The organism is Bradyrhizobium sp. Kon10 (genome assembly GCF_055807395.1).
On the sequence record NZ_JBVVOZ010000007.1, the window covers coordinates 79359 to 104780 of the forward strand.

At 64.7% G+C, this 25422-nt stretch carries 24 protein-coding genes; 8 read left to right on the forward strand and 16 right to left on the reverse strand.

Going from position 1 to position 25422, the window contains the following annotated elements:
* Nucleotides 1-13: 13 nt before the first annotated feature.
* Nucleotides 14-718, forward strand: a complete 705-nt coding sequence (locus tag AC0L2O_RS12780; RefSeq protein ID WP_473369962.1) for a RibD family protein — start codon at nt 14-16, stop codon at nt 716-718.
* Between the two features lie 9 nt (nt 719-727).
* On the forward strand, nt 728-1990 hold the full coding sequence (locus tag AC0L2O_RS12785) for a flavin monoamine oxidase family protein (protein ID WP_473369963.1): 1263 nt from the start codon (nt 728-730) through the stop codon (nt 1988-1990).
* 48 nt (nt 1991-2038) lie between these two features.
* Here the strand turns inward: AC0L2O_RS12785 and AC0L2O_RS12790 are convergent, their stop codons facing one another.
* The 7 genes from AC0L2O_RS12790 to AC0L2O_RS12820 all read right to left on the reverse strand — a co-directional run bounded on the left by AC0L2O_RS12790 (nt 2039) and on the right by AC0L2O_RS12820 (nt 7406).
* Nucleotides 2039-2356, reverse strand: coding sequence for a hypothetical protein (locus AC0L2O_RS12790; protein WP_473369964.1), 318 nt, complete (start codon nt 2354-2356; stop codon nt 2039-2041).
* Between the two features lie 108 nt (nt 2357-2464).
* On the reverse strand, nt 2465-3040 hold the full coding sequence (locus AC0L2O_RS12795) for a cysteine hydrolase family protein (RefSeq protein ID WP_473369965.1): 576 nt from the start codon (nt 3038-3040) through the stop codon (nt 2465-2467).
* A 95-nt stretch (nt 3041-3135) separates the two neighbouring features.
* Complete coding sequence (locus AC0L2O_RS12800) at nt 3136-3483, reverse strand: DUF3088 domain-containing protein (protein WP_473369966.1); 348 nt, start codon at nt 3481-3483, stop codon at nt 3136-3138.
* Nucleotides 3484-3515: 32 nt separating this feature from the next.
* Nucleotides 3516-4094 (reverse strand): hypothetical protein, encoded by a 579-nt coding sequence (locus tag AC0L2O_RS12805; protein ID WP_473369967.1) that lies wholly within the window; start codon nt 4092-4094, stop codon nt 3516-3518.
* Nucleotides 4095-4311: 217 nt separating this feature from the next.
* The gene (locus tag AC0L2O_RS12810) at nt 4312-5625 is read right to left on the reverse strand and encodes a tetratricopeptide repeat protein (RefSeq protein ID WP_473369968.1); all 1314 of its coding nucleotides are present in this window, start codon (nt 5623-5625) and stop codon (nt 4312-4314) included.
* Between the two features lie 15 nt (nt 5626-5640).
* The gene (locus AC0L2O_RS12815; protein WP_473369969.1) at nt 5641-6657 is read right to left on the reverse strand and encodes an aldo/keto reductase; all 1017 of its coding nucleotides are present in this window, start codon (nt 6655-6657) and stop codon (nt 5641-5643) included.
* 323 nt (nt 6658-6980) lie between these two features.
* A complete protein-coding gene (locus AC0L2O_RS12820) occupies nt 6981-7406 on the reverse strand; it encodes a PaaI family thioesterase (RefSeq protein WP_473369970.1) in 426 nt (141 codons plus the stop codon).
* A 71-nt stretch (nt 7407-7477) separates the two neighbouring features.
* Between AC0L2O_RS12820 and AC0L2O_RS12825 the strand changes: the two genes are divergently transcribed.
* Together AC0L2O_RS12825 and AC0L2O_RS12830 are read left to right on the forward strand one after the other, a co-directional pair.
* The gene (locus tag AC0L2O_RS12825; RefSeq protein WP_473369971.1) at nt 7478-8104 is read left to right on the forward strand and encodes an NUDIX hydrolase; all 627 of its coding nucleotides are present in this window, start codon (nt 7478-7480) and stop codon (nt 8102-8104) included.
* Between the two features lie 56 nt (nt 8105-8160).
* The gene (locus AC0L2O_RS12830; protein WP_473369972.1) at nt 8161-9378 is read left to right on the forward strand and encodes a hypothetical protein; all 1218 of its coding nucleotides are present in this window, start codon (nt 8161-8163) and stop codon (nt 9376-9378) included.
* Between the two features lie 187 nt (nt 9379-9565).
* Here the strand turns inward: AC0L2O_RS12830 and AC0L2O_RS12835 are convergent, their stop codons facing one another.
* Nucleotides 9566-9868, reverse strand: coding sequence for a hypothetical protein (locus tag AC0L2O_RS12835; protein WP_473369973.1), 303 nt, complete (start codon nt 9866-9868; stop codon nt 9566-9568).
* A 194-nt stretch (nt 9869-10062) separates the two neighbouring features.
* Between AC0L2O_RS12835 and AC0L2O_RS12840 the strand changes: the two genes are divergently transcribed.
* Nucleotides 10063-10542, forward strand: a complete 480-nt coding sequence (locus AC0L2O_RS12840) for a hypothetical protein (protein ID WP_369719523.1) — start codon at nt 10063-10065, stop codon at nt 10540-10542.
* A gap of 139 nt (nt 10543-10681) precedes the next feature.
* On the opposite strand, the gene AC0L2O_RS12845 is transcribed toward AC0L2O_RS12840, so the two are convergent.
* Together AC0L2O_RS12845 and AC0L2O_RS12850 are read right to left on the reverse strand one after the other, a co-directional pair.
* Complete coding sequence (locus tag AC0L2O_RS12845) at nt 10682-12058, reverse strand: tetratricopeptide repeat protein (protein ID WP_473369974.1); 1377 nt, start codon at nt 12056-12058, stop codon at nt 10682-10684.
* 134 nt (nt 12059-12192) lie between these two features.
* Nucleotides 12193-12969 (reverse strand): tetratricopeptide repeat protein, encoded by a 777-nt coding sequence (locus AC0L2O_RS12850; RefSeq protein WP_473369975.1) that lies wholly within the window; start codon nt 12967-12969, stop codon nt 12193-12195.
* A 104-nt stretch (nt 12970-13073) separates the two neighbouring features.
* On the opposite strand from AC0L2O_RS12850, the gene AC0L2O_RS12855 reads away from it, so the two are divergent.
* The gene (locus AC0L2O_RS12855; protein ID WP_473369976.1) at nt 13074-14618 is read left to right on the forward strand and encodes a cation:proton antiporter; all 1545 of its coding nucleotides are present in this window, start codon (nt 13074-13076) and stop codon (nt 14616-14618) included.
* A gap of 89 nt (nt 14619-14707) precedes the next feature.
* Here the strand turns inward: AC0L2O_RS12855 and AC0L2O_RS12860 are convergent, their stop codons facing one another.
* Both AC0L2O_RS12860 and AC0L2O_RS12865 read right to left on the reverse strand, forming a co-directional pair.
* Nucleotides 14708-16486: a tannase/feruloyl esterase family alpha/beta hydrolase gene (locus tag AC0L2O_RS12860; RefSeq protein ID WP_369719518.1), complete on the reverse strand. Its 1779-nt coding sequence runs from the start codon at nt 16484-16486 to the stop codon at nt 14708-14710.
* A 133-nt stretch (nt 16487-16619) separates the two neighbouring features.
* Complete coding sequence (locus AC0L2O_RS12865; RefSeq protein WP_473369977.1) at nt 16620-17609, reverse strand: helix-turn-helix transcriptional regulator; 990 nt, start codon at nt 17607-17609, stop codon at nt 16620-16622.
* Nucleotides 17610-17782: 173 nt separating this feature from the next.
* On the opposite strand from AC0L2O_RS12865, the gene AC0L2O_RS12870 reads away from it, so the two are divergent.
* Complete coding sequence (locus tag AC0L2O_RS12870) at nt 17783-18658, forward strand: helix-turn-helix domain-containing protein (protein WP_473369978.1); 876 nt, start codon at nt 17783-17785, stop codon at nt 18656-18658.
* 8 nt (nt 18659-18666) lie between these two features.
* Here AC0L2O_RS12870 and AC0L2O_RS12875 read toward each other — a convergent pair whose 3' ends face one another.
* From AC0L2O_RS12875 to AC0L2O_RS12890, 4 genes are all read right to left on the reverse strand, one after another.
* Nucleotides 18667-19473, reverse strand: a complete 807-nt coding sequence (locus AC0L2O_RS12875) for an SDR family NAD(P)-dependent oxidoreductase (protein WP_473369979.1) — start codon at nt 19471-19473, stop codon at nt 18667-18669.
* Nucleotides 19474-19567: 94 nt separating this feature from the next.
* Nucleotides 19568-19945 (reverse strand): DUF1850 domain-containing protein, encoded by a 378-nt coding sequence (locus AC0L2O_RS12880; protein WP_473369980.1) that lies wholly within the window; start codon nt 19943-19945, stop codon nt 19568-19570.
* Nucleotides 19942-22053: a TRAP transporter permease gene (locus AC0L2O_RS12885; RefSeq protein ID WP_473369981.1), complete on the reverse strand. Its 2112-nt coding sequence runs from the start codon at nt 22051-22053 to the stop codon at nt 19942-19944. The genes AC0L2O_RS12880 and AC0L2O_RS12885 overlap by 4 nt, the downstream gene beginning before the upstream one ends.
* A gap of 150 nt (nt 22054-22203) precedes the next feature.
* On the reverse strand, nt 22204-23151 hold the full coding sequence (locus tag AC0L2O_RS12890) for a TAXI family TRAP transporter solute-binding subunit (protein WP_473369982.1): 948 nt from the start codon (nt 23149-23151) through the stop codon (nt 22204-22206).
* A 320-nt stretch (nt 23152-23471) separates the two neighbouring features.
* Here AC0L2O_RS12890 and AC0L2O_RS12895 point away from each other — a divergent pair, with 320 nt between their 5' ends.
* Nucleotides 23472-25382: a propionyl-CoA synthetase gene (locus AC0L2O_RS12895; protein WP_369719512.1), complete on the forward strand. Its 1911-nt coding sequence runs from the start codon at nt 23472-23474 to the stop codon at nt 25380-25382.
* The last annotated feature ends 40 nt before the right edge of the window (nt 25383-25422 follow it).

The following is a 25422-nucleotide window of genomic DNA, read 5'->3' on the forward strand; positions in this document are numbered from 1 at the left end:
GCGGAGAATTCGCATGAAGCCCTACGTCATCTGCCTGATGCATTCGAGCCTGGACGGCCGCACCCATCCCAGCCGCTGGCGTCCGAAAGGCGCGGGCGTCGACTGGTTCGAGAAGATTCATGACGAGCTCGCGGGCGATGCCTGGGTGATCGGCCGCGTCACCGGTTCGGAGTTTGCCAAGGGCAAGCCGTATCCTGCGAGCTCGGGCGAGCGGCTTCCCCCCGAAAACTGGTTCGCGCGGCGCGACGCCAAAACCTATGGCGTCGTGCTCGACGCGCGCGGCAAGATCGGCTGGGGCCGCTCCGACATCGGCGGCGATCCGATCGTCGTGGTGCTGACTGAAAGTGTGCCTGATTCGCATCTGGCCGGGCTGCGCGGCGAGGGCGTGTCCTACATCTTTGCCGGCGAGTCCGAGATCGATCTGACGCTGACGCTCGACATCCTCAATCACGAGCTTGGCGTGAAGCGCCTGCTGGTGGAGGGCGGCGGCGTCGCCAACGGCGCGTTCCTGCGTGCCGGTCTCATCGACGAATTCAACCTGATCCTCAGTCCCGCGGTGGATGGTGCCAGGGGTGCGCCCTTCGTGTTCGACTCGACCGAGGCCGACAGCGACCAACGCGCGCCGCTCACCGCGATGACGCTGGAGAGCACGCGGCAGCTCGGCGGGGGTGTGTTATTGCTGCGCTACCTGATCCAGAACGACGCTGCGGCCAGGTAAAGCAGCGGCATGTCGGGCACATCGGAGCACATTGTTATTGTCGGCGCGGGTGCCGCCGGCCTCATCGCCGCCCGCGCGCTCGCGCGCGCCGCGAGGAGGGTGACGATCCTGGAGGCGCGTGACCGCTGCGGCGGGCGCATCCAGCCGTTGCCCGTCTCGCAGTTCGGCTATGCTGCCGACGGCGGCGCCGAGTTCGTTCACGGCGAGGCGCCGATCACGCGCGGCCTGCTGCGCGAAGCGGGGCTGTCGTTGCAGGCGATCGAAGGAGCGCAATGGAGCTTTGACGGCACAAAGCTCTTGCGCGAGCAGCGCGATGATCCGCACGAGGCCGAGCTCCATGCGGCGCTAGGGCACTTGAAGGACGACCTCACCGTCGCCGAGTTCCTGCGCCGGCATTTTGCCGGTGACGCGTACGCGCGGATGCGGCGTTCCATCGAGCGGATGGTCGAGGGCTACGACGCCGCCGATCCCGAGCGCGCCTCGACGCTGGCACTGCGCGAGGAATGGATGGATGGTGGACACCACACGCAGGGGCGCATTGTCGGCGGTTACGGTGCGCTGATCGCCTTCCTTGCGGCGGAGTGCCGCAAGTATAGTGTCGAGATTCGGCTCAATTGCGTGGTGACTGAGATCGAGCAGGACGGCGGTGCGGCCAAGGTTCGCTGCGCCGATGGCGAGATGCTCCCATGCGACAACGTGATCCTCACCGTGCCACTGCCGCTGTTGCGGGAGATCGCGCTGCCGCAGCCTGCGCGGGAGAAGGCCGCCCGCGCCGCCGATATCGGCTTCGGCAATGTCATCAAGATGCTGCTGCGCTTTAACGCGCCATGGTGGCGTGACCGCACCAAAGATCTCACCTTCCTGCTGTCGGACAAGGCGATCCCGGTTTGGTGGACGCAGCGGCCGTCCGAGCATCACGTGCTCACCGGCTGGTTCGGCGGCCCGCGGACGGCGGAGCTTGCTGGCCTCGATCCGCCCGCGCTGATCGAGGCTGGGATCGGTTCGCTCGCGGCCATCTTCGGCTTGCCCCGCAACGATCTCGCACGCGATGTCGTGGCGGCCGTGGCGACGAACTGGGCGCACGATCCCTTCGCGCGCGGCGCCTATTCCTGGGCTACGCCGCAGTCGCGCGCCGCGCAATCGGTTTTGGCGCGTGCCGATGGCCCGGTGCTGTTCTCCGGCGAAGCGCTCTATCGCGGCCGCGACATGGGCACGGTCGAGGCTGCCCTGGCAAGCGGCCTGGAGACGGCGGGTTTGCTCTTGCGCGGGTGAAAAAGGCCCGCGCTCGCGGGCCCTTTTGGTTTACCGGCGCTGCTTCGTTCACCAGCGATGGCCGGCGCCGAAGCCAAACGTCACGCCGGGACGGCCGCCGCCGTAATAGCCGTACGGTCCGCCGCCATAATAGCCGTGATGTCGCGGGTAGTAGCCGTAGCTTCGGTAGTGCGGACGATAGTGTCCATGATGGCGCCAGTGATGCTGGCGATAACCTTGATGGTGCGGCCGGTGCTGCGCCCTGATGTCGGTCGATTGGCTCGCTCGCGCGTTCGGTTTCGCGCTTCCGCTGCCAGCTGCGTGCGCCGCGGATCCGCCGGCCAGCGCCGCAGCGCCGACAGCCATCGCGACAAAGAGATACTTCATGTCATCACTCCAGTTGAGATATCGCGTGACAACAGATGGGCGTCCGTCGCGTTCCGGCGAGAGCGGGCGTCGAAACGACGCAGACGTGACGATAAAATGCGTGGCGGTTTATTGTCGCAGTGCTGCGAGCGAGGCGATCACGTCGTTCGTGGTCACAATGCGGGCGAATTCGCGGTTGAGATTCGACAGCGTCATCGCGTGGATCGCCTCGGCCGAATGCGCGTCGCCGTCAGGCCCGATGCGATCGAACGTCCAGGTCGCGTCGCGCACGAGGCGGGCGTCGAAGCCGAGATTGCCGGCCATCCGCGTCGTCGTCTCCACGCAATGATTGGTGGTGGCGCCGCAGATGACCAGCGTGCCGATGTTGCTTGCGCGCAGGCGGCTTTCGAGGTCGGTGCCGATGAAGGCGCTGTTGACGCGCTTCACGATCACCGGCTCGCTCGCCTGTTCGCGCGCTTCGTCCTTGACGGCGTAGCCGGAGCTTTCGGGACGGAACGACGAAGTCGGCTTGGTGCCCTCATGGCGGATGTGGAAGATCGGCGCGTCACTCGCCCTGAATGCCTTCAACAGCTCGGCGATGTGCGCCACCGCGTCCGGATTGTTGCGCCGTTTTCCCGCCGCCTCCCATTCGTCGAACGCGCGCTGGACGTCGACCACGATGAGAGCGGGGAGGGAGTGGGGCATGGAGGGGGATTCCGGAGATCTGGCGAGGCCAGTATGCGGGGCCCCGGCCGCTGCACGCAATGCCGATTTTCCCTCGTTTCGGGCCGGCGCGCGCCTCACGGATGCGGATCGGGAAAGCCGTGGCGCTCGGACAGCGCGGCGAGGATGCCGTCCTTGTCGGCGATGAAAGCGCGACCATGATAGCTGCCGGTCTGGTGCGGCGATGTCGCTCCATCCGCCAGCACCAGCAGCGGCAGCGACTGGTTCTCCTCGCCGACGAGCGCGACCACGGCCTGTCGCGGCCGCGGCCAGCCGATGCGCGCGACGTCGAGTTGGTCCGCCAGCGCCGGAAACGAGGCGAGCACGCCTTCGATCAGCGCACAATGCCAGCAATAGAAGCGCCGGCGAGGAAACGCCGGATCTTCGAAATCAGGGCGAAGCAGAAACAAGAGGTCACGCGTCATGGGCTCTCCGAAGTTTGCCAGGGGACGCGCTGCTATTTGAACGGATCCTGGATCGATGGCGCCGACTGCCTGATCCGGCGCACGCTCACCGGGGTGCCGTCGGAGACGAACAGCAGCTCGTATCGCCGGCCGTCGCTGTCGGTCGCAGTGCAGGTGACGTTCGAGACCTGCCTGGCGGCGAAATTGCCGGTCTGGCGGCAGACACCGGTGGAGGTCTGCTCCGCCGGGACCGGCAGGCCGTCGACCTTCGGCCGGTCCTTGGAGTTGAGCAGCATGCGGTCGATCGGCAGCTCATAGGAATTGTCGTCGGCCCGCTTGCCGTTCTCACCGGAGAACGAGACGACGTGGTTCTCGTCGCCGGGGTCGTCGACGGCGACCGCGAAATTGACCCGGCCCTTGTCGTCATGGGCGTAGGCCACCGTCTTGCAGGCAAATGGGCGTCCGGCGACCTTCAGCGTCTTGCAGTGGCCGGACATCAGCGCCAGCAGATCGACGAAGGAGTTCTGCTGGGCGGGCGGATTGCTGACCGCAAGCGCGGTGGAAGACTCGGCAAAACAAGGGCTTGCGGAGGAGACGAGGATTGCAGCCAGGACCGGTCGGGGGAGGCGCATCGTCAGGCTCGCATGCCGGGGGAGTATGAAAAATTCATGGAAAAGTTCCATGCAACAACCATCGAATCATGAATTGGTTGCGACCCCGTTCGTCCCGCCAAGCCCGTCTGGAATACCACCGCGCCACCCATCGGCGATTCGCCTCGACCGCCCCGACCGTCCCGCCAGGCACTTGCCGCCAGGCCGGTGTTTTTTTCGTGGCAGAGGCCGCGGCGCGTTAACCCGTCCTCGCCCGCCAGCGCGTATCGCGCAAGGAAGGACGGCGGTGCAGGCGGGCGTCGAGCATGCCGCGGGCGCGCGGCAGTTCGCCGCTGCGCATCAGTGCGACGATGAAAGTGTCCTCGATCAGCTCGCGCTGGGCATGGCTGCCGCCGATGCGCACGACGTCAGTCAAAAGAGGTGCGAGCGAGTGCACGCAAGCGGCATAATCCTCGTCCGCAAACGCCGCGAGCGCGCGACAGATCGCCGGCACCACGGGGCCGGCGGGGAGCTTGCCCTGGGCGAGCCGCTGCTCGATCACGGCAAGCCGCGCCGCGAGAGCTTCGCGATTTTGCGTCGCTGCGGCAAACAAGGCCATGTGGACGTCGGCAAAAGGCAGGCTCGACTTGGGAAACAGTTGGTGCGCGGCGGCGTCACCCTCGATCCAGAGCGTCTTTGGTACGGCGTGGCCGTAAGCCGACAGACGCCAGAGCAGCGAGGCGCCGTCGGTGATGGCGTTGAGGGGAGGCGCCTGCGTTGCTGAGGGCTGGAGCACGTCGGCATAGATCGCAAGCGCCCGTGCCGCATCGCCATGCTCGAGCGCGCCCAGCGCCTGGTGCCAGCGAATATGGCCATGCAGAATGCCGGCGCGGTCGTAACCAGGAATCCATTCGTCAACGAAGCGATCGGCCTCGTCGATCGAACCGTCCTCGAACATCGCGTGCAGCACGGCGTGCGCAGCATGAGCATTCTGGCGTCGCAGGCTGAAGCCGCGCTCGGTGACGGCGCGGCCGCGTGCGACGTTGCCGTTCTCCGTCATCGCCCAGCCGTAGAGCGTGAGGAACCACCAGTCCTCGCCATAATGCTGCGCGGCGCGCTCGCACAAATCCTGCCGCGCCTGATCATGATCGGCCATGCCGGAGAAGGCGAACAGGCCGAACGCGCCGAGCGGCAGCGACAGCACGATCGTATCGCGCGGCCACGCGTCGATATGCTTCAGCGTCGCCGCCAGCGCCTCGGGCAGTCGCCCCTCGATCGCGAGCGCCAGCGTCTCGACATGCGAGCGCTCGCGCGCATCGCCGCGCCTGGCCACGAGCTGCCGCGCCACCGCCGCCTTGGCGCGCGCAAGATCGCCCTGCTGGTAGAACGAATGCAGCCGTGCCCGCGCGATATGGGCCAACGCAAAATCCGGATCGGCCGCGATGGCGCGCTCCAATGCCTCCGCCGGGCCCGTCCAGCCCGCGAGCATGAGGTCGACGCCTTCGCGATAGGCGCTTGCTGCTTCGTCCGAGCTGGTGGACAGCGGCAACCCGCAGCGGTCTTCAGATGCCATTGTCGGCTCCCGCTCTCACGCCGTCCGCGCGCGGCGGCCCTCGATCGGATAGGCCGGATCGTTGTAGCCCGGCGTCGACGGATGGCCGGGCGTCACCAGGCGGTCGATCAGCGCCTCGTCATCGGCGGTGAAGCGATAATCGAGCGCGCGGATGTAATCGTGCCATTGCTCGTCGGTGCGAGGGCCGGCAATGACCGACGAGACGAAGGCCGAATTGAGCACCCAGGATACCGCGAACTGGCCGGCGGTGATGCCTTTGTTCTCGGCGTGGGTCTTGATCTCCTGCGCGAGCTCCAGCGATTCCGGCCGCCATTCGGTCTGCATCATGCGGGTGTCGTTGCGGCCCGCGCGCGTGTCCCTGTCCGGGGCTGCGTCGGGGCGATATTTGCCGGTGAGCACGCCGCGCGCCAGCGGGCTGTAGGCGACGACGCCGAGACCGTAATAGCCGCAGGCCGGAAAATGCTCGACCTCGGGCATCCGGTTCATCGCGTTGTAATAGGGCTGGCTCGCCACGGGCCGGTCGATGCCGAGCCGGTCGCAGATGTTGCAGATCTCGGCGACGCGCCAGGCGCGATAATTCGAGACGCCGAAATAACGGATCTTGCCGGCACGGATCAAATCCCCCATCGCGCGTACGGTTTCCTCCAGCGGCGTCGTATGGTCTTCCTTGTGCAGGTAGTAGATGTCGATGTGATCGGTGCCGAGCCGCTTCAGGCTCTCCTCGACCGCCTGCAACACCCAGCGCCGCGACAGCCCGGCACGATTGGGATCGTTGGCCGTGTTCATGGGATTGGCGAGCTTTGTCGCGAGCACCCAGGCGTGACGGTTGTCGGCGATGGCGCGGCCGACGACCTCCTCGGCGCCGGCCTTCGAATAGGCGTCGGCGGTATCGATGAAGTTGATGCCGGCCTGATGCGCTTTCGCGATGATGCGCTGCGAGGTGGTCTCATCCGTCGGCCCGCCGAACATCATGGTGCCCAAACAAATCGGCGACACCTTCAGGCCGCTACGGCCGAGCTGGCGGTATTGCATGGGCAGCCTCCTCGACGTTTCTGTTGCGGGGAGCATAGCCGCCCAATTGCGTCATTGCGAGGGTAGCGGAGCAATCTGGAAATGCATCCGCGGAGAGATCCTGGATTGCTTCGCTGCGCTCGCAATGACGGTGACACCACTGCCTCCGCAATGTCGTCCCGGCGAAGGCCGGGACCCATAACCATGGGAGAAGTTTGGCGAAGATCAGTCGTTCGGTACTCCGACCCGCCGTCATCGATAGATCACGCGGTATGGGTCCCGGCCTTCGCCGGGACGACACGGGAGTACGGGTTGGCAGCGGTGGCGGTCTTGCCCGCGCGCAGCTACCCCGGCCCCTTCAAAATCTTGAACACGCCGTTGGCCATGACCACGCAGCGATTGTCCACCGTCACTTCGGTGCTCATGAAAATCAGGCTGCGGGTCGCGCGCACCACGCGGGGGCGGGAGATCAGGAGGTCGCCGATCTGGCCGGCCTCGACGAAATGGGTGTCGAGCTGCACCGTGGCCATGAATTCCTTGCCGGAGACGTAGCGGGCAGCCATGCCGCAGGTGCGGTCGGCAAATGTCATCATCACGCCGCCCTGGACCATGCCACGACGGTTGTGGTGCTTGTCCTCGGTCGCAAGCGCGAATTCGTGCTGGCCGTCGATCTTGCGCTCCCAGAGCGGCCCGACCAGGTGCATGAAGCCGGTGGTCTCAAGGATGGTCCAGCCGTCCGATTTGAGCTTTGCGGCGGTCTTGTCGATCATCTCCCGGTCATCCTTGCAAGGCTTGATCTCACCTCGTTTCATCAAGCGCGGTCCTGGTGTAGTCAAGCATCATGAGACCTTTCGACGATGCCACCAGACGGAATATCGCGGAGGCCTGCGCGGCATTCGCGCGGCTGCCTGACGCGGTCGAGCCCTCGGCATTGAAGCATGCCGCGGTGGCCATTGCGCTGACCGCGACAGGAAAGGGCGACGACACCGCGCTCCTGCTCACGTTGCGCGCAGCGAGCCTGCGCGCCCATCGCGGTCAATGGGCCTTGCCGGGCGGTCGCTGCGACGCCGGCGAGACGCCGGTCGAAGCCGCGCTGCGCGAGCTCGACGAGGAGCTCGGGCTCAGGCTTGGAAGCGGCGAGGTGCTCGGCCAACTCGACGACTATCCGACACGCTCGGGCTATCTGATCACGCCGGTCGTGGTCTGGGCCGCCGACAGCGCCGCGATCGCGCCGAACCCGGTTGAAGTCGCCTCGGTGCACCGCATCGCGCTCGCGACCATCGAGCGCGATGACGCCTTCGATTTCGTCGCGATCCCCGAGAGCGCGCGCCGCGTGATCCGCTTCCATCACCAGCGGAGCCTGATCCACGCGCCGACCGCGGCACTGATCTATCAGTTCCGTGAAGTGCTGGCGGGACGGCAGACTCGCGTGCGTGAGCTGGAACAACCGGTGTTCGCCTGGAAGTGACGATGGTAAACGACGCGTTAACGTGACGGTTACCGGATGCCTGCTAAGAGGGCACCATGCATCATCACCCGATTCGAAACGCCCTGACGCTGGTTCCATTCGCGCTCGCATTGCTCGCGCCCGCCGCGCGCGGCGGCGAGTCCGACGCGCTGCCGCCCGCAATCGGCAATGCCAACGCCCAGCTCCTCTCGCAGTTTTTTGCACAAGGTGGCGCCTCGCCGGCCGTGCTCGAGTATCGCCGCAAGCTCGCGGAATATCAGGCCGCGCGCGGCGCCTTCGATGCCGAGGCGGGCGCCTATTGGAGCCAGATCTCGGAGAAGCGGCGCGGCCGCAACGCCAAGCGGCGCAGCGGACAGCAGATCACGCTGGACGATTACGTGCTGGAGCAGGCGCCGCTCTACAACGGGCCGAAGCGGCCGGTGAACCCGGAGCCGGAGGAAACCCCCGAGCGTCCGCAGCGCAAGCCGCTTCCCGTGGTCGCCGATCTGCTGCGCGCGGCGCAGGACCTCTATCAGTTCACGCCGCAACGCCCGGCGACCGAGGCCGAGTTCAAGCGTGTCTATGCCCACTACGCTTTGGCCTCTGGGCTGACGCGCGAACAGGCGGTGCGGGTCTATGCGTTCGAGACCGGCGGCACGGGCAATTACGACGTGCAGGCGGGCATTGAACATGGCGGCAAGCGCGCGATCTCGACCGCGATGGGCTACAACCAGTTGCTGACCACCAACAGTGTCGAGCTGCTGGCCGAACAAGGCCACGAGTTCATCCGCGCGCTCAGCGAGAAGGTGGCGCACACCTCAGGCCCGGCGCGGAAGTCCCTGGAGTACAAGCTCGGCGTTCTCAAGCGCATGGTGGCGCATGCCAAGTCGGTGCCAGACACCTGGTCGGAGCACGAGAAGATCGGCGATACCGCGCAGGGCTGGGCCATGCATGCGATGGTGCTCGACATCGATGTTGGCCCGATGCTCCAGACCCACAAGCTCCTGACCTCGGTGCTGTTCGCGCGCGCCAAGGGCTACACCCGCCCGCTCAGCGCGGCCGAGCTCGAGATGATGAATCTCACCGGCGATGGCACCGGGCTCGACATGGTGACGATGCCGCAGGCGATGCGCGAGCACGTGCCGACCTCGAACTTTTTCCAGCGCGGGGGATACGAACGCAACCCGGTCGCGATCCGCCACAACACGGTCGCGAAGCTGCTCGCGGTCACGGATGCGCGCATGGACTCGAACAGCAGTAATGGTGGGGCGAGGGAGTTGGCGGCGGCGTTTTAGCTGCGCTGTGGTCCCGGACAAGCGAAGCGGAGCGCAGCCGCGTAGGGTGGGCAAAGCGTAGCGTGCCCACCGCTTTCAATTGGAATGTGCTGATAGATGGTGGGCACGGCGCTGATGCGCCTTTGCCCACCCTACGGATATCTCCCCCGTAAGAACGGGACGAGGGAGCGCACCGTCATCGCGGCTTCTACTGATCCGACCCGAACTTGAACTTGCCATCGCCTTCGAGATACGGACCGCTGCGCAGGTACAGCTGGCCGTTATGGCCGATGAAGAACAACGTGCCCTTGGGCACCTTCTTGGCGCCCTTGAGGAGTTCGCCGGCGTTGCTGGTGCCCATCTTGTAGGAAAAGGTCTTGCCGTCCTTGTCGTAGGCGTAGCCCATGTCGGGCTTGAGCTCCCACGGCATCGCCTCGCTTTGTGCCAATGCCGGCCCCGCGAACGCGCCCAGCACCGCGACAAGCAGAACTGTCTTCGTTGAAAATGCCATCATCCATCTCCCCGCTACTGGGGTGCCCTGACTGAACAAATCACGAACAGTATCTCGGCGTCAATCCGCCATCAGCGCCCCAGCGCATCACGTCTTGCCGAGCAGTTTGTGATTTTCCCTTCGCCCCCTCGCGACTATGTTCCGCTTTCAGTCTAGAACGCAACTCGACAAAAATATGGGTGGGGATGATTCGAATGCGCCATGTCGTTAAATTCTGCTGGGCTGCTGCGTTGTCGCTGACGGCGCTGCCGCCGGCCGCCCGGGCCGATGACTACCAGCTCAGCCACAACCAGCGGATTTCGTGCAGCCGCGGTCTGGCGCCCGGCAAGCTCAACACCGCGACCTGCAAGTCCTACACTTATCTGTTCAATACCAAGACCTCGGAATATTTCCGCTGCCAGGTCTCCCTGGCGCTGACCCGCGACAACAAGGAAGTCATCAACGTCCAGACCGACGGTGGCTGCACCAGGAAGCCGCGCATTTTCGAAACCGACGGGCACTATGATTTCGACGCGACCGAGACCGAGCCGCCGAACACCAACTCGTTCTTCGGCCCCGGCGGCTACTCGGTGTGGGCCGCCGACGTCACCGCGCAGAAGGTGCGCGGCTGCATCACCATCTCCTCCGGCCTCGGCTCCGACATCTCCAAATGCCTGGATATGACGTTCCAGTGAGGGTGCGCTGCGGCTGACACGGTCTCGCCGCGGACTGCTTCCGCAGCGACCGTAAGAGCTGGACCCGCGGAAGCTCCCCCTCACCCGGAATTTGCTTTCGCAAATTCCGGCCTCTCCCCGCAGGCGGGGAGAGGCGAAGCTAACTCGCCATCGCATTCAACCGCTGCAGCCTCTGCTGCATGATCTTCTTCAAATCGTAGCCGGGGCGGCGGAAGCTGGCATCGCGGGTGACGAGGAAATCGCGCTGGGCCTTGCGCAGGTCACCCGCCGAGCGCCCGCTTGCCGATTTCAGCATGCGCTCGTAGGTCTCGGCGATCTGGCGGTCGAGCACGCTCAGCTGCGGATCGGCGCAGATCACCTTCTCGACCTCGCGCTTCGCATCGGCACAACCGAACGACGGACCGCTGCCGGAATTCGCCGCCAGCGGGCGCGGCGGCTCGGCGCCGAACTTTGCGATCTCCGCGATCATGGTGCGGCGGCCGCCGGCGGCGTTGTCGTTGCCGGGATCTAGCTTGAGCGCCGTCTCGTAGTCAGCCAGCGCCTTCTTGCGGTCGCCCATCTTCTTGTAGAGCACGGCGCGGTTGTTGTAGGTCTGCGCGAAATTCGGGTCGATCTTGAGCGCCGACTCATAATCGCTCAGCGCCGCGCCAAATTCGCCCTTGAACTGGTAGGAATCGCCGCGGTTGGTGAAGAAATTCGGCCGTGGCGCCAGCCGCAGCGCCTGATCGAAATCGGCGATCGCCTCGTCGTACTTGCCCATCGCGGCCAGCGACAGGCCGCGATTGTCGTAATACTCCGGAACCCTCGGATCGAGCCCGATCGCCTCGCTGTCGTCGGCGACCGACTTGTCGAGCTGGCCGAGCTTCTTGTAGGCCGCGCCGCGATTGGTGTAGCTGCGCGGCCGGTTCGGATCGAGCCGCAGCGCTTCGCTGAGATCGCTGATCGCCTTCTCGTTGTCGCCGCCGAGATAGTAGGTCGCGCCGCGATCGGACCAGGCCTGCGCATCGTCGGGCTTCAGCTTGATCGCCTGGTCGTAATCGGCGAGGGCGCGGTCGAGCCGGCGCTGATTGGTATAGGCCACGCCGCGCAGCTCATAGGCTTCCGCATCCTGCGGATCGAGTTCGATCGTCTTGCTGAGGTCAGCCGCAGCGCGGTTGAGATCGCCGCCGGCCTCGCGCAGCAGACCGCCGCGCAGGCGCCAGGCGCGGGCATTCTTGCCGTCGAGCGCGATGGCGCGGTCGATATCCCGCAGCGCCGCCGTGAGACCGCCCGAGGTCCGCGCATTGGCGTCAGCGCGAACCAGCAGTGCCGCGGCGCGGTCGGAGGCCGGATTGGCGGCCTGATCGATGATCGCGCTGCACGCCGGGATCAATTCGGCAGGCGTGGCCTTGGTGCCGAGCACGCAATCGGCGGCCGCCGAGGCCGGGGCCGCGAGAGCGAGGCTCATCGCCGCGCCGAAAAGCAAGGCGTGTAGCGAAATTTTGAAAATTTGCGCGGAAGAACGCTTGCCGCACATGGCAGAAGGCTCCGTGACATCAGGCTTTCACCATTGTCGCGGCGGACAGGTATAGGGTTCAAATCGGACCTGTAGTCAGGGGAGCACCGGCCCTGCACTCCCTCGCCCCATTCTTACGGGGAGAGACGAAGACGCTAGTACCCGTCCACCCCGTTCAGCTTTTGCAGCCTATCCTGCATCGCCTTCTTCAAGTCATATCCTGGCCGGCCGAACCCGGCATTCCTGCGCGCGATGAATTCATCCTGCTCGCGCTGCAGCGACTTCGCTTCGGCCGCGTTGCGCGCTTCCTGGATCACGCGGGCATTCGCCGCGTAAACCTCGCGGTCGAGATCGGCAAGCTCGCGGTTGGCACAGATTGTCTTCTCCACCGGACGGTGCGCGCTTCCGCAATTGAAGCTCGGCTTGCCCGCGACCGCCATCTGGGCACCGATCCGCTCGATCTCGCGCGCCATCGCTTTGTGATTGGCCTTGGCCTTCTCGTGGTTCGGATCGATCTTCAGCGCCGCGCCAAAGTCCTGCACCGCTTTGGGCTTGTCGCCCTTCTTCAGCCAGAGCTCGCCGCGCGCGTTGAAGACGTCCGCAAGCGTGGGATCGAGCAACAGCGCGCGGCTGTCGTCGGCGATCGCGCGATCGGTCTGATCATGCCGCGCCAACAGCGCGCCCCGCGCGATCAGCGCCTTGATCAGGTCCGGCTTGGCCGTCTTCTCGTTATCGATGACCGCGGCACAGGCCGGCGTAGCCTTGTCCATGTCGTCGTCGGCGGCAGCAGCGAGACACGGCGCGATGTCGGCCTGTGCGACGGCCGCCGGCTCGCCGCCGGTCGCGGCGTGAGCCGCGCCAGGCGGAAGCGCCAAGAGCGCTGGCAAGAGCAGCGCCGCGCCAGACATTTGAATCAGAGAGAAAGAACGCATGGTCGTTGCAGTCGGAAGCTCTTGCTTTGTGGCAGCACTATCCATCTTACGGCCGGATTGATGCTAACCTATGGTGCCGCTCAAATCTGTTTCGGGGCTCTCAATTGTCGACTTTCGAATGGATCATCGCGCTTCTGCTCGGCGCTGTTGCATTATCGGCGCTGGCGCGGCGGATCAAGGTCCCCTACCCGACCTTTCTCGCCATCGGTGGCGCGCTGATCGCTTTCGTTCCGAACAGCCCGTCCTGGACGCTGGAGCCCGATCTTGCGCTGGCGCTCTTTGTCGCACCGGTGCTGCTCGATGCCGCTTACGATACCTCGCTGCGCGACCTGCGCAACAACTGGGTTCCGGTCTCGACGCTGGTCGTGGCCGCCGTCGGCATGACGACGGCCGGTGTCGCGCTGGTCGCGCATTGGCTGATGCCGGACATCCCCTGGGCCGCCGCGGTGGCGCTCGGCGCGATCGTGGCGCCGCCGGATGCGGCGGCCGCGGTCGCGATCCTGAGCCAGGTGAAGCTACCCTACCGCATGGTGAAGGTGCTGGAGGGCGAGAGCCTGCTCAACGATGCCAGCGCGCTGCTGACCTATCGCATCGCGGTCGGCGCGGTTGCCACGGAGCACCTGACCTGGAGCCAGGTCGCGCCGACCATGGTGCTGGCACTTGTCGGTAGCGTCGTTGCCGGCTATCTCGCCGCGCGATTGATGCCACTGATGATCGTGCGGATCACGCAGGCTCCCAGTTCGATCATCGTCCAGTTCGCCACCACCTTCATGGTCTGGATCGGCGCCGAACATCTCGGCCTGTCCGGCATCCTCACCATCGTCGTCTACGCCATCACGATGGCGCGCGCTGCACCCGCCCGCATGCCGGCGCGGTTGCGGGTGCCGTCCTATGCGGTCTGGGAGACGATGGTGTTCGTGCTCAACGTGCTCGCTTTCATGCTGATCGGCATGCAGATGCGACCGATCTGGACGCGGTTAGATGCGGACGTGCGCTGGGAATATTGCGTGGCGGCTGCCTGGATCCTGCTCACGGTGATCCTGGTGCGGCTCGCCTGGGTGACGTTCTATCGTACGATGCTGCGGGCGCTGATGGCGCGCGGGGTCTATCAGCCGAAGGATCCGAAGGCGGTCGCCTCGCGCAAAGGCGGGCTGATCATCTCCTGGTGCGGCATGCGCGGCTTGGTCACGCTCGCCACCGCCTTCGCGCTGCCGGAGAACTTTCCTCATCGCGATTTCATCGTCTTCAGTGCCTTCGCGGTCGTGCTTGGCACGCTGGTCGTGCAGGGACTGACGCTGCGCCCGCTGATCCTGTTCTTCGGCCTGCGGGACGACGATCCGGTCGGCATCGAGGTCGCGCGCGCCCGCGCAATCGCCTATCGCGCCGCGCTCGATGCGATCGAGGATGATCCGTCCGAGGAAGCCGAAATCCTGCGGCTGGAGTATCGCGCCGTCCTGATGCAGGCCGACGACGATCCGCACGGGGGCATCACCAATGGCGAACTGCCCGCCGATCCCCTCCGCCGCCGCGCCATCGAGGCCGCGCGAAAAACGATCTTCGACCTGCGCGCCACCGAGGTGATCGGCGACGACGCGTTTCACAGGATCGAGGAAGAGCTCGATCGGGCGGAATTGAGCGCGGGGGGATGAGCCGATCTCACCTCTCCCCGCAGAGAACGGGGAGAGGTGAGGCACGTCTGATCATTTCCAATCGGACGATTTGCAGGTCGGTGTCATGTTCAGTGCCGGTCATCGTCGTGTGCGACGTTCCGGCCCTTGCAGAAGCTTGGATGGACCGCGCTTGCCTCGAAGTCGAGCGGCCCGTCCACCTCGTCCTTGTACTTCACGAGCACGTCCGGGCAGACGGCCTCGCGCGTCTCGAGATTGCCGCCGCAGCTCCAATTCGCGGCATCATTGACGTCGCCCGTGCCCTTGTATTTTGCGGTCTGCGGATAGGGGCACAGCGGCCGCGATAGCGCCGGCGAGAGGCTCTTGCCAACCACCTGATCCGGCGCAACGCCCTTTTCGACCCAGTTCACCAGCGCCGCGAAGTCCGCGCCGTTCTGCGGCCAGGGTCCCGTGGTGCCGAGGCTGAAAATCGGCGCGCCGCAATGGCCGACACCGGGCGCATGGAACAGGCGATAGAAGCTCTGCACGCCTTCGAAGCCGGTTCGATCGTCCCGCCTTTGATAACGCTCAGCCATCCGCCGATAGTAATTGAGCACGCCGCGCGGGTAGATGAACTGGTCGTTGGCGCCGACAAATGTCAGCAGTTTTCCGCCGCGCGCCCTGAAGTCGTCGAGCGGGCCGAACGTGTCTGTCACGTCGGCGATGTTGCGAGACCCGGCTTCAGCCACTTGCGGGTAGGAGAGACCCTTGCCGCCGAGGCTGACGCTGCTCCATTTCGTCGATGGCGGCGCATAGCTCGGATCGATCAGGTTCCATTCGAACTGGGTGACGCCGAGCGGGAACGGGGTGGGCCCATCGAGAACGGAAAAGTCGCTGCCGCGGTCCAGCCCGAACCAGATGCGATCGCCATGCTTGTTGCGAGGTCCGTCCCAGATCCTGTCGACGGCCGTCGCCTCGTCCGTCGTCAGACAGTTCGGGGCCGCCGGCGCCCCCGGTCGTCCGCACACATTGGCCGTCGCACTGAAGCGGCAAACGCGAGGGTCATCGATGATACCGTCGATCGCGCCGTCTGCGGCATCGCAGGCGGCGATTGCCGATTTCTGCACCGCCACCAGTTTGGCCGGGGAAATTGCGCCGCTGGGCGATTCGCCCGCCTGTTCGAACATGGCAAGCTGCCCCCACATCTGCGCGGTCTGGAAGCGCGTCCAGTACATCGCCGGCGCGCTTGCAAGAACGCCGTCGAGTTGGGAGCCGAGTTCCTGAGCCAGCAGGTAACCCTGGCGTCCCCCGGTCGAGCATCCGTTCCAGTAACTATAGCTGGGTGGCCTGCTATAGTAGGATGTCGCGATGCGCTTGGACCACTGGATCTGCTGCTTGATCCCGACGCGGAAGAAGTCCTGGATGAATTCGAGATTATAAGTGCGATTGGCATTCACACCCGGCGTACAGTCGCCACCGCTGTGACCGCCGTCGGTACCAGATCCGACGTAGCCGGCGTTCACGGCAGCATCAACATTGAGATTTCCGGCACAGCCGCCACCGCCGAGGCCTTCTGTTCGACCGTTCCAGGCACCTGCGATGCCGCCGGATCCTCCGTCCGTCGAGTTGAGCGGCAGCCCGATCGCGATCGTGATGTTCTGGTTCGTGTTGGTGCCGTAGACCAGCGTGACGTTGCAGTACTGGATGTTGGCGGGAGCAGCTGTGTTCTTGATGCTTGCGGTCACCGTCTTGATGACTGGATTGCTCTTTAATTCAAACTGCGGATCGGTCGCCAGGCTCGCGCACGCCGGCGCTCCGCTGGCTGCAGCAACGCCGGATAGCGCGATAGCTCCAGCAGCGAGCGCGATGATTGATACGCAAAAGCGTGATATGATTCCGAGACGCTTCATGATGACCTCCCCGACTTGCCGTATTTTGCCAAGTCGTAGCATCACGATGTGGAAGCGCCCTAGAACGGGAGCGTCGTCGAATGGAAGAAAACCTTCTAACGGCGGGAATTTCCTACCGAGCGCGCCGTGCAGTCTACTTGCGCGCTCCTCTTGAGGTCCCTGCGCGCGCCGACCTGGCCGTTTCGGACGGCGCTTCGCCAAACGTCACGCGATATCGCGCTGCAAAATGTCCCATATGCGCAAACCCCCATTTCAGCGCCACGTCGCGGATCGTCAGCGTGTTCAATGGGGACGACAATTCCGCCTGTACGGCCTCTAGACGGATCTCGCGCAAATAGGCGAGCGGCGTGACGCTCCGGAAGCGGCGAAATCCATATTGCAGAGATCGCACACAGATTCCCGCAGCCTGCGCCACTTCGCTCAAAGTCAACGGTTGGTGCATATTGGCGCGCATAAAATCGATTGCTTCCGTGACCTGACGCGACGTGGCATCCGCTCGTCGACGATGCAAGCGATCGGTCGAGCCATGGGGGAAGCTCAGAAGGACCAATCGCAGAATGGCCTCCCCGAGCAGCGCCATTGACTTCTCGGACCGAAGCGACGTGTCACGCATGCCGACCCCGATGGCTTCGCCCAGGGTCCTGAGCACGCGTCCTGCCGGAGAGGCGAGATCGAGTTGCGGGCCGAGCTCGATGTTGCGCATTGCAGCGCCCTCGCAAATGGCGGAAAGGGTCTTTTGCACGGTCGGCACGTCGAATTCGAGCGTGACGTGCCCGTGCGTGCCGCGACCAGAATACGAGATCGAGCCGACATCGGGCACGCTAAGCGCAAGCGCGTAGTTCCGGTCGATTGCCACGGTCCGGTTTCGAACCCTGGCACTCACGAGCCCAGTGCTGGGCAGCACGAGGCCGAGCCTTTGCTTCTGCTGCGGGAACCGGCAAGTCCAGTCGATCTCGGACTCGACCTCCCACCAGGAAAAGCCGCTCACTGAGGCAAACCTGCCTTGCCACCGAAATGCGCTCTGGCCGCTGTTGAGCTCTATCCTCGCATGAGGCGCGAGCAGGTTGAACGTGCTCAGAAATGTCTCGAAGCTTTCGTCGCGGCTGCTGAGATCGCGGTACATCAGGTCGCCCGGCCCATCGTGACACTTTTGCCAACCGCACTTCGCTCAAATTCAATCCCAAACACGCAATATTGTCCAGTACGCGCAGTCCTTGATCGATCGGCATTTTGTTCCGCATCTCGCCGCCATAGTATCGACTTCCGGCGCCTCGCCGAGGACACGAGAACCGTTCGATGGACCTGCCGCTCTTCCATCTCTACGGCGACCCGCCCGATCCTCGTGCGTTCAATTTCGTTCACGCCGAGACGATCCCGTCACGCAGCTCGCGTCACGATTGGAGGATTTGCACCCATCGCCACGCCAACCTGTCGCAGATTCTGGTGATCGAGCGTGGCGGCGGTGAAGTGCAGTACGAAGCATCGACGGCGGCCCTTTCTAGCCCAGCCATTATCCTGGTGCCCCCGACGGTAGCCCACGGATTCAGATTTCAGACCTCGACGGATGGGTGGGTCATAAGCTTCACGGAAGACGTGGCGCGGACGTTCGGCGATCCTTCGGGAGAGACTATCGCATGCCTGAAAGGGTCGATGATGAATCCGGTGCTTTCGGTCACGCAGGGCAAGAACATGGCCCGCCTGTTCGAGCTATGCGCGAGCTTGACTGAAGAGCGCCTTCAGTCCCGCGACGGATTCCGCATCGCAATGAATAGCTACGTTGCCCTGATCGCGGTCGAGGTGTGCCGCCTTGTGACGAGCCACGATCTATCGTCAGCCCACACCGGCGATGCAACGGTCGCAAAACTGCTCAAATTGATAGAAGCCCATTTTCGCGGCCAACGATCGCTGGCTTTCTATGCCGCGAAGCTCGCGATGACGTCAGATCACCTCAATAAGCACGTGAAGCGCGTGACCGGAGTAACGGCCGGCCAGTTGATCAGGCAAAGGGTGTTGACGGAAGCGAAGCGACTGCTTGCGTTCTCGAATCAACCGATCAACGAGATCGCATATGATCTCGCCTTTGCCGACCCGTCCCACTTCGCGCGCTCGTTTCGCGAGGACACGGGTGTAACCCCACGAACCTTCCGCGAACGGGCGGGCCGGTTGACTTGAACTCGCAGCTACGCCCCCGCCTTGCAGGTGATGCCGCCGTCGACCACGAGCTCGATCCCCGTGACATATTTCGACTCGTCCGACGCCAGGAACAGCGCCGCATTGGCGACGTCGAAGGCGTCGCCCATGTGACCCATCGGCACCTGGGCGTCGCGGGCGCGCCACATCGCCTCGACGTCGCCCTTGGCATAGCTGGCGGCGAGGCCGGCGGAATGCGCCACCATCGGCGTCTTCATCAGGCCGGGCAGGATGGCATTCACCCGCACATGGTGCCGGGCGAACTCGATCGCAGTGGTGCGCGTCATCTGGTTCATCGCCGCCTTCGACGTGCCGTAAGTGACATAGGAGATGCCCATGTGGCGGATCGAGGCGATGGAGGAGATGTTGATGATCGAGCCGCCGCCCTGCTTCACCATGACGGGAATGACGTGCTTCATGGCGAAATAGGCGCTCTTGAGGTTGACGCTGAAGACGCGGTCCCAGCTTTCTTCCGTCACCTCGACCACGCTGCCCATCTCGGCGATGCCGACATTGTTGTCGAGCACGTCGATGCGACCGTAAGTGCTCAGGCACGCGGCGACCATCGCCTCCACCTGGCTCGCACGCGATACGTCGGCCGTGAACGCCGTCGCCTTGCCGCCTTCGTCCGTGATGAGCTTCGCGGTCTCTTCAGCGGCGGCGCCGTTGCGATCGACGCAAAGCACCTGCGCGCCCTCGCGCGCGAACGTGACCGCGGTCGCCTTGCCGTTGCCCCAGCCCGGCCCGATCGAACCGGCGCCCACCACCATCGCAACCTTGCCCTTGAGCCGATCCATCGCGCGTTCTCCCGTGTTGTTATTCTTGTAGCCCGGATGGAGCGCAGCGTAATCCGGAGGCAGCAGTCCCGGATTGCGCTACGCTCCATCCGGGCTACGGGTCGTTGCAGATTTTCATCGTCGTGACGTTACCACCAATGGGATGACCGACAATCTCCGACAATGTCCGGCACGCGCCATCGTGGCATAGCCGCCATTCACCGGCCGCACCGGAATTGCCGAGCACGACCTCCGGCATCGGCGCGCGCTGCGGGCGCCACTGAAACCAGCCGTCAACGAGCCGCGCTTCCGGTGGCGGCTCCATGCCGGCGCCGGAGCCTTTCACCCGCGCCTGCACCAGTTCAAGCCCGGCCGGCGTCACGCGCCAGTCCTCCTGCCAATCGACTTTCTCGATCGAATGCGTCCAGACCAGCGTGAAGGCGGACAGCGCCAGCGCCTTCACGCCGCCCGCTGTTGCGAAGCAGAGGCTCACGCCGCCTCGAGCGTTGCCGACGGGCGCTGCCGCCACTGCCACAGCACCAGCGCGGCCGAGAGCACGAAACCTGCGGTGTCGCTGAACCTGAAATCGCCGAGCAGGCAGAGCGCCGCACCGAGCGCGATCACGCGCTCGATCAGCGTCAGGCGCGTGAACAGGAAGCCGATCGCGACCATGCCGAACAGCGCGATCGCGACCAGCGCCTTGAAGGTTGCCAGCGCCACCGCGCCGTAGAAGCCGAGCTGCGCCGCCATGGGATCGCCCGCCTGGAGCATCAGGGCCGGCGAATAGACGAAGATGAAGGGAATGACGTAGCCCGCGAGCGCGATGCGCATTGCCTCCCAGCCGATCTTGTCCGGATTCTCCTTGGCGATCGGCGCCGCCGCGAGGGCGGCCAGCGCCACCGGCGGCGAGAGGTCGGCCATGATGCCGTAGTAGAACGCGAACATGTGGCTCGCGATCAGCGGCACGCCAAGCTTTGCCAGCGCGGGCGCGGCAAGTGCGGCGGTGATGATGTAGGTCGGGATTGTCGGGATGCCGGTGCCGAGCAGGATCGACAGCAGCATCGTCATGATCAGCGCCAGGAACAGGCTCTTCTCGCCAAGGCCGATGACCCAGCCTCCAAAGATGGTGCCGACGCCGGTCTGCGACATCATGCCGATGATGACCCCGACGATGGCGCAGGCCATGCCCACGGTGATGGCGGATTTTGCGCTTTCGGCGAGCGAGTCGCGGCAGGCCCGCAGCGCCGCAAAGCCGCCGCGCACGAACGCAGTGATCACGATTAGTGCGACGACGACGCCTGCGACCGGCACGATCTGCAGGCCGTCATGCGACAGCGCGGCAACGACAAGCGCAAGCCCGATCCAGAAGATGGAGCGGACCAGTGTGGACGGAGCGCCGGCCGTGATGCTGGCGCCCAGGATCAGCGCCACGGTCAGCGCGAGGCCCATGCTGCCGGCGTAAAGCGGCGTAAAGCCCTCGAACAGCATGTAGACCAGCGCTGCCAGCGGCAGCACGAGATACCAGCGCGTCACGAGCGCTTTCCACGCGCTCGGGATCTCCGAGCGCTTCATGCCGATGAGGCCGTGCTTGCCGGCTTCCAGATGCACCATCCAGAAGGCGGAGGCGAAATAGAGCATCGCGGGAATCGCGGCCGCTTTGACGATCTCGGAATATTGGACCCCTAGTGTCTCCGCCATGATGAAGGCGACGGCGCCCATCACCGGCGGCATGATCTGCCCGCCCATCGACGCCGTGGCCTCGACGCCGGCAGCAAAGGCGCGGCGATAGCCGAACCTGATCATCAGGGGAATCGTGAACTGGCCGACGGTGACGACGTTGGCGACGCCCGAGCCGGAGATCGTGCCCATCATGCCGGATGCGAACACCGCGACCTTGGCCGGACCGCCGCGGGTGCGGCCGAACAGGCCGAGCGAGACATCGGTGAAAAGCTGGATCATGCCGGCGCGTTCCAGGAACGAGCCGAACAGGATGAACAGGAAGATATAGGTCGCCGAGACGTAGATCGGCACGCCGTAAAAGCCTTCGGTGCCGAACGACAGATGGGTGACGATCTGGTCGAAATCATAGCCGCGATGGTTGAGTGGCGACGGCAGATATTGACCGAAGAACCAGTAGACGAGACACGCCCCGCACATCAGCGGCAGCGCCGCACCCATCAGCCGCCGCGTGCCCTCGAAGATCAGGACCGCGAGCAGCGTGCCGACCGCGAGATCGAGCCTGGTCGGATCGCCGTCGCGCGCGATCAGATCGGCATAGAAGATCCATTGATAGAGCCCGCACAGGAAACCGGCGCCGCCGACCAGCCAGCCAAGCGCGCGGCCGAAATCGCCCTTGGCGGTGAAGTTGCCGATCAGGCCAAAGGTGAGGAGGATGAGGAAGCCGACATGGACGCCGCGCACCACCTGGCTCGGCAAATAGTTGAAGGCGGCGACATAGAGCTGGAAGGCGGCAAAGGCGATGCCGATCCAGTAGGCGAGCGCGCCCCACCAGCCCGGGCCAAAACCTTCCGGGAAACCATGCTCGAAATTGTCGAACTCGACCTTGACGGGCGCTTCCGCGCCCTCTGGCTTTTCCGGCATCTCAAATCGTCCTTGCCCGCTCACGCGAGATAGCATTGGCACAGGGCTCCAAAAACGCCATGCCCGGGCTTATCCCGGGCATTCGCGAAAGTCCCTCGTCGTCATTCCGGGTTCGATGCTGCGCATCGGCCCGGAATGACTGACAGAGGCTTACTTGATCAGCCCTTTTTCCTTGTAATAGCGGATCGCACCGGGGTGCAGCGGAACCGGGCTGCCGGTCGCCGCCGTCTCCAGCTTGATCTCCTTGCCGGCCGCATGTGCGTTGGCAAGCTCGGGCAGCGACTCGTAAATCAGCTTGGTCATCTGGTAGGCGAGATCGTCCGACACCGCGGAGCTGGTCACGAGGTAATTGACCACGGCCGCGGTCGGCACGTCCTTGTCCTGGCCGGTATAGGTGTTGGCGGGAATGATCGCCGCGATGAAGGGCGGGCCGATCTTGTCGACCGTTTCCTTCGGCACCGCGACCACGCTGATCGCGCTCGAGCTCGAGAGATCCTTCAGCGAGGCGACGCCGAGGCCCGCCGATTGCAGCGTCGCGCCGAGCTGACGGTTCTTCATGAGATCGACGGATTCGGCGAACGGCAGGTACTCGACCTTGCCGAGATCCTTGTAGGTCATGCCGGCGGCCGCCAGGATCGCGCGCGAGTTCAGCTCCGTGCCCGATTTCGGCGCGCCGACCGACAGGCTCTTGCCCTTGAGGTCGGCCAGCGTCTTGATGCCGCTCTCGGCGGTGGCGACGATCTGAATGTAGTTCGGATAGATCGCGCCGATGGTGCGCAGCTTGTCCAGCTTGGCCTTGAAGCCGGCTTCCTCGTTGCCCTCCCAGGCCGCTTTCAGCGAGTCCCCCAGCGTGAACGCCAGTTCGCCGCGGCCCTGCTGCAGCAGGATCAGATTCTCGACCGACGCCTTGGTGGCCTGCACCTGCGTCTTCACGTTCGGAATTTTGTCGCCGTAGATCTTCCCGATCGCGACCCCGAGCGGATAGTAGACGCCGGAGGTGCCGCCGGTCAGGATGTTGATGAAGGATTGCGCATGCGCGCAAGGTGCCGAGGCCGCCAGAGCCAAAGCCATGGCCGCGCCGAAAAGCTTCAATTTCATGATTCTTGTACTCCCCAAACCGGCGGGGAAATTGGCCGGATGAGGCGAGCGGGTCAACCCATCCAAAAGGCAAATCGGGGCTGCGCCAAGCAGCCGCTTTCCGCGGCCTCTGGGGAACCCGGAAGATGCGGCGACGTGGCGCAGTCGGTGCCACCGGGCTCGGTGTCACACCTTCTCTCCGGCTCTTTTCAGCTTGAACCGCGCCTCGATCCCGGGACAATAGCTCTCAACCAAGGCCGGCAGTTGATCCGGGTCATGGCGGGCCTGACGTCCTGCCGTCAGATCAGAGCCAGGCAAATAAAGGGAACGGGAGCGCGGCAATGAATGTTCAGGCAAAGAGCAGATATCACGAGGTCCACGCGCGCTCGCTGGCCGATCCCGCGGGTTTCTGGGCCGAGGCGGCGCAGGAGATCGACTGGATCGAGCCGCCGAAAAAGATATTCAATCCCGCGCAGGGCGTCTACGGCCGCTGGTTCAGCGGCGGCGTCGTCAACACCTGCTACAATGCGCTCGACCGCCATGTCGAACGCGGCCGCGCCGACCAGGTCGCGCTGATCCATGATTCGCCGTTGGCCAACTCGGTCACCAAATTCACCTATGCCGAGCTGCTGGCCGAGGTGCAGGCGCTCGCCGCCATCATGCAGGATTTCGGCGTCGCCAAGGGCGACCGCGTCATCCTCTACATGCCGATGGTGCCGGAGGCCGTGGTCGCGATGCTCGCCTGCGCGCGCATCGGCGCGGTGCATTCCGTGGTGTTCGGCGGCTTTGCCGCGAAGGAGCTCGCGACGCGCATCGACGATGCGCAGCCGAAACTCATTCTGTCCGCGAGCTGCGGCATCGAGCCCGGCCGCATCGTGCACTACAAGCCGCTGCTCGACGAGGCGATCAGGCTTGCCGGGAGCAAACCGAAGGCGTGCATCGTGCTGCAACGTCCGCAGCATATCTGCAGCCTCACGCCAAAGCGCGATTACGATTGGGCGAGCCTGCGCCGCAAGGCGATGAATGACGGCAAGAAGGCGGCTTGCGTTCCGGTAGCTGCCACCGATCCGCTCTACATCCTCTACACGTCAGGTACGACCGGCATTCCCAAGGGCGTGGTGCGCGACAATGGCGGCCATCTGGTCGCGGTGAAATGGTCGATGTTCAACCTCTATGGCGTCAAGCCGGGCGAGGTCTGGTGGTGCGGCTCCGACATCGGCTGGGTGGTCGGCCACAGCTACATCGTCTATGGCCCGCTGCTGCACGGCGCGACCACGATCATGTACGAGGGCAAACCGGTCGGCACGCCCGATGCCGGGGCGTTCTGGCGCGTCATCAGCGAGCACAAGGCGGTTGCCTTCTTCACCGCGCCGACGGCGTTCCGCGCCATCCGCAAAGAGGATCCGGAAGGCAAGTTCATCCGGCAATACGATCTCTCCAAATTCCGCACCCTGTTTCTCGCCGGCGAGCGCGCCGATCCGCCGACGGTCGAATGGGCGGAGCAACAGTTGAAGGTGCCGGTGATCGACCATTGGTGGCAGACCGAGACCGGCTGGTGCATCGCCGGCAATCCGGTCGGGTTGGGCATGCTGCCGGTGAAGCACGGTTCGCCGACCGTGCCGATGCCGGGATACCAGGTCGACGTCGTAGATGAAGCGGCAAAGCCGGTCGGTCCCAACACCATGGGCTCGATCGTCATCAAGCTGCCGATGCCGCCGGGCTGCCTGCCGACGCTGTGGAATCAGGATGCGCGCTTCAAGGAAGCCTATCTCACCGAATTTCCCGGCTATTACAAAACCTCCGATGCCGGCTACAAGGACGAGGACGGTTATGTCTTCGTGATGGGCCGCACCGACGACATCATCAACGTCGCGGGCCATCGTCTCTCCACCGGCGGCATGGAGGAGATTTTGGCCTCGCATCCGGACGTCGCCGAATGCGCTGTGCTTGGCGTCAAGGACGCGATCAAGGGCGAGGTGCCCTGCGGCTTCCTGGTGCTCAAGGCCGGCGTCAAGCGCGCGCCCGCCGAGATCGAGAAGGAAATCATCGCGCTGGTGCGCGACAAGCTCGGCCCCGTCGCCGCCTTCAAGCTCGCCATCACCGTCGGTCGCCTGCCCAAGACGCGCTCGGGCAAGATCCTGCGCGGCACCATCAAGAAGATCGCCGACGGCGATGCGTGGGCGATGCCGGCGACCATCGAGGACCCGAAGGTGCTGGACGAGATCGGGGAGGCGCTGAAGGGGAGGGTGTAACGGTTGCGATGGGGCTTGAATAGGCCGCATTTTTCCGCTC